Source organism: Vibrio brasiliensis LMG 20546, assembly GCF_000189255.1.
Classification (GTDB): Bacteria; Pseudomonadota; Gammaproteobacteria; order Enterobacterales; family Vibrionaceae; genus Vibrio; species Vibrio brasiliensis.
The window spans coordinates 1-3,138 of the sequence record NZ_AEVS01000023.1; the positions used below are offsets into that span (position 1 = coordinate 1).

At 44.8% G+C, this 3,138-nt stretch carries 3 protein-coding genes and 1 tRNA gene; 3 read left to right on the plus strand and 1 reads right to left on the minus strand.

Annotation, left to right across the window (positions count from 1 at the left end):
* Nucleotides 1–616 precede the first annotated feature (616 nt).
* Nucleotides 617–693 (minus strand) — tRNA-Pro (locus tag RH46_RS04385).
* A gap of 266 nt (nt 694–959) precedes the next feature.
* On the opposite strand from RH46_RS04385, the gene RH46_RS21725 reads away from it, so the two are divergent.
* The 3 genes from RH46_RS21725 to rluF all read left to right on the plus strand — a co-directional run bounded on the left by RH46_RS21725 (nt 960) and on the right by rluF (nt 2,965).
* Complete coding sequence (locus tag RH46_RS21725) at nt 960–1,100, plus strand: DUF3149 domain-containing protein (RefSeq protein ID WP_005476401.1); 141 nt, start codon at nt 960–962, stop codon at nt 1,098–1,100.
* A gap of 159 nt (nt 1,101–1,259) precedes the next feature.
* Nucleotides 1,260–1,841, plus strand: a complete 582-nt coding sequence (gene smrA / locus RH46_RS04395) for a DNA endonuclease SmrA (protein WP_006878196.1) — start codon at nt 1,260–1,262, stop codon at nt 1,839–1,841.
* Nucleotides 1,842–1,936: 95 nt separating this feature from the next.
* Entirely contained in the window at nt 1,937–2,965 is a 1,029-nt protein-coding gene (rluF, locus tag RH46_RS04400; RefSeq protein WP_006878197.1) for a 23S rRNA pseudouridine(2604) synthase RluF, read from the plus strand.
* Nucleotides 2,966–3,138: the final 173 nt, after the last annotated feature.

The following is a 3,138-nucleotide window of genomic DNA, read 5'->3' on the forward strand; positions in this document are numbered from 1 at the left end:
CGAGAAACGAGAAACGAGAAACGAGAAACGAGAAACGAGAAACGAGAAACGAGAAACGAGAAACGAGAAACGAGAAACGAGAAACGAGAAACGAGAAACGAGAAACGAGTTTTTGGAAGGTTGACGTTAAGGCGTCAACCTTTTTTCTGTATTTTTAGACGTAAGTCCCTAACAAAAAACTCTGTATCAGATACCTACTCAGCATCTATAACGTGCACCTCTCGAAGGGCGCAGCCCGTTCTAAATTCTCGTAGGACGAAGTCCGTTCTCGAAGCGCAGCGTTCTAATTTCTCGACTCTCGGAGCGAAGCGTTCTAGATTCAGAAAGCCTCAAAACGACGAAAGCCTGCTATAAAAGCAGGCTTTCTAAATATGGTCGGTGAAGAGCCAGATCCTAACATCAGGCGAACCCCCTCTCGGGTTTCAGTTCCTAATAAAAACTCACTTCGACTAAAATGACGAAAGCCGTAGCATTTCTGCTACGGCTTTCTGAATATGGTCGGTGAAGAGCCAGGTTCTAACTTCAGACGAACCCCCTCTCGGGTTTCAATCCTCTATTAACAAATGCCCTGCCTCAAAAAGACGAAAGCCTGCTATATAAGCAGGCTTTCTAAATATGGTCGGTGAAGAGGGATTCGAACCCCCGACCCTCTGGTCCCAAACCAGATGCGCTACCAAGCTGCGCTATTCACCGAGAATGTTTTCTGAGGAGTTATCCCCGTCAACGGAAGCGTATATTACGGATTCTCAGCATTTACGCAAGCCATTTTAGGTAACTTTTTGAAAAATTAAGTCCGATTGACTAAAACATCATCGACGGGCGACAAAGTGTGAGCAAAAACACATCAAGACAAACAAATTCGCAACCTAATAACAACAATTGATCCAGATCAGTGTTGCATATTTAACCAAGGTTTACCTTAACCCCTGTCATCACACTTTGTAGTCAATGGAGGAACTATGGACTTTTGGCTTGATCTCCTATTTGGTAATGCGGTAGGTCTATCATCAATGATTGTTATCTTTGGGGCCTTAGGTCTAATGCTATTCTATGGCGGTTTCATCATCTACAAAGTGATGAACGACAAATCTCCTCACTAGAATCGCTTAGCCCTATTTCTCGGAATAGATAATTCGCTATGCACCGAAGTAGATACATTGTCTGCTTCGGTTTTTTATTTCCGCACTACAAAATCTTGACCTCTCCCTTTCCCTGTTGGGTATAATATTGTTATTAATTTCCCATGCAGTGATGTCGCTATGTCTCAAGACGATGATTTCGGTCTGTTTCAACAAATGATGGGGGATGTGAAACCTATCAAGCAAGACACAACCGAACACAAAAAAAACCACCAAGTGACTGATGCTCAACTCGCTAAACGCGAAGCTGCCATCTGGTTAACCGAAGACGACCCTGAATACCTTTCTATTGATCATGCAGAGATGATCAAGCCTGACGATATCATTGAGTTCAAGCGCGACGGTGTACAGGACGGGGTATATAAAAAGTTGCGTCTCGCCAAGTATCCTATTCAGGCCAGACTAGACTTGCATAAACGTACACTTGAACAAGCACGTGATGAAGTCGTTAAGTTTTTAAAACAGTGTATGCGAATGGATATTCGTACCGTGGTTATTGTTCATGGCAAGGGCGAACGCTCTAATCCACCAGCACTAATGAAAAGCTTCGTCGCCCAATGGCTGATGCAAATAAAGGAAGTTCAGTGTGTCCATAGCGCACAGCGTTTCCACGGTGGTACAGGTGCTGTCTATGTATTGCTAAGAAAAAGTGCCGAGAAAAAGATAGAAACTCGCGAGCGTCATCAAAAACGATTGGGTTAACCGCTCACACAGTGCTAGAATGCGCGCCCTTCATGTGCTGATATTTTCGTCAGCACATTTTATTAACCGCCGTTGTGAAACGTTAGGAGAACAACATGTCACAAGATACTGGTAAACGCCTAAATAAATTCATTAGTGAGACTGGCTTTTGCTCACGTCGTGAAGCGGACCGTCTTATTGAACAAGGCCGAGTAACCATCAATGGTAAAATCCCGGAAATGGGCACAAAAGTGCAATCAGGTGACGACGTTCGTGTCGATGATAAGCCAATTGCGGCAGCTAGCGACAAACCAATCTATATCGCTCTCAACAAGCCAACCGGTATTACCTGTACTACTGAACGTGATATCCCAGGTAATATTGTCGATTTTGTCGGCCACAAGAAACGTATCTTCCCGATCGGTCGTCTGGATAAACCTTCTGACGGTCTGATCTTCCTAACCAACGATGGCGACATCGTAAACAAAATCCTTCGTGCTGGTAACAACCACGAAAAAGAGTATGTTGTTCGCGTCGACAAACCAATCAGTGATGACTTCATTAAAAAGATGTCATCAGGCGTCAATATTCTCGATACTGTCACTCTACCTTGTAAAGTGGAAAAAGAGACTAAGTACTCTTTCCGTATCGTACTGACTCAAGGCTTAAACCGTCAGATCCGCCGCATGTGTGAAGCACTAGGCTACGAAGTATTTAAACTGCGTCGCGTCCGTATTATGAACATCTCCCTTGATGGTATTCCAAACGGTCAATGGCGCTACCTAACAGATGCAGAAGTTGCTGAGATCCTGGCGATGTGTGAAGACTCGAGCGGCACAGAAGAAGCATCAAAGATGGACGCTAAAGGTAAACGTATCCGCCGCGCGACTGATGCTAAGCTCTTCGATAGCCGCGAAGAAAATCAGGAATCAAAAGCTCGTCGCAACCAAAAACAACGCACCTTTAAAGGCCGCAATGCCGACGAGTTCCGTCACGCACCAAACTCTAAGAAGGGTCGCAACAGCGATAAGCAAAGTGAGCCAAAAGGTAAACCGGCTAAAGGCAAGACTTTCTATAAGCCTGCTTCAGATAAAGCACCGCGCCCAGCTAAGCCAAAAGGCGGCACGTTGAGTTTGAAGAAATAAGCGAGAAGCGAGAAAATCGTGGAAGGGTTGACAGTGCATGTTAACCCTTTTCTTTTAAATTCAGACAATTAAACCTAAATATTAGCCAGCGCTGCCTGCTACTTTCGACTCTCTCACCACAAGCTCCTCTCGAAGGACGAAGTCCGTTCTAAAATCTCGCAGGACGAAGTCCG

What these genes read in the sequence shown, in the direction of transcription:
- RH46_RS21725 (WP_005476401.1), top strand. Translation starts at nt 960, where the DNA reads ATGGACTTTTGGCTTGATCTCCTATTTGGTAATGCGGTAGGTCTATCA.
- smrA (WP_006878196.1), top strand. Translation starts at nt 1,260, where the DNA reads ATGTCTCAAGACGATGATTTCGGTCTGTTTCAACAAATGATGGGGGAT.
- rluF (WP_006878197.1), top strand. Translation starts at nt 1,937, where the DNA reads ATGTCACAAGATACTGGTAAACGCCTAAATAAATTCATTAGTGAGACT.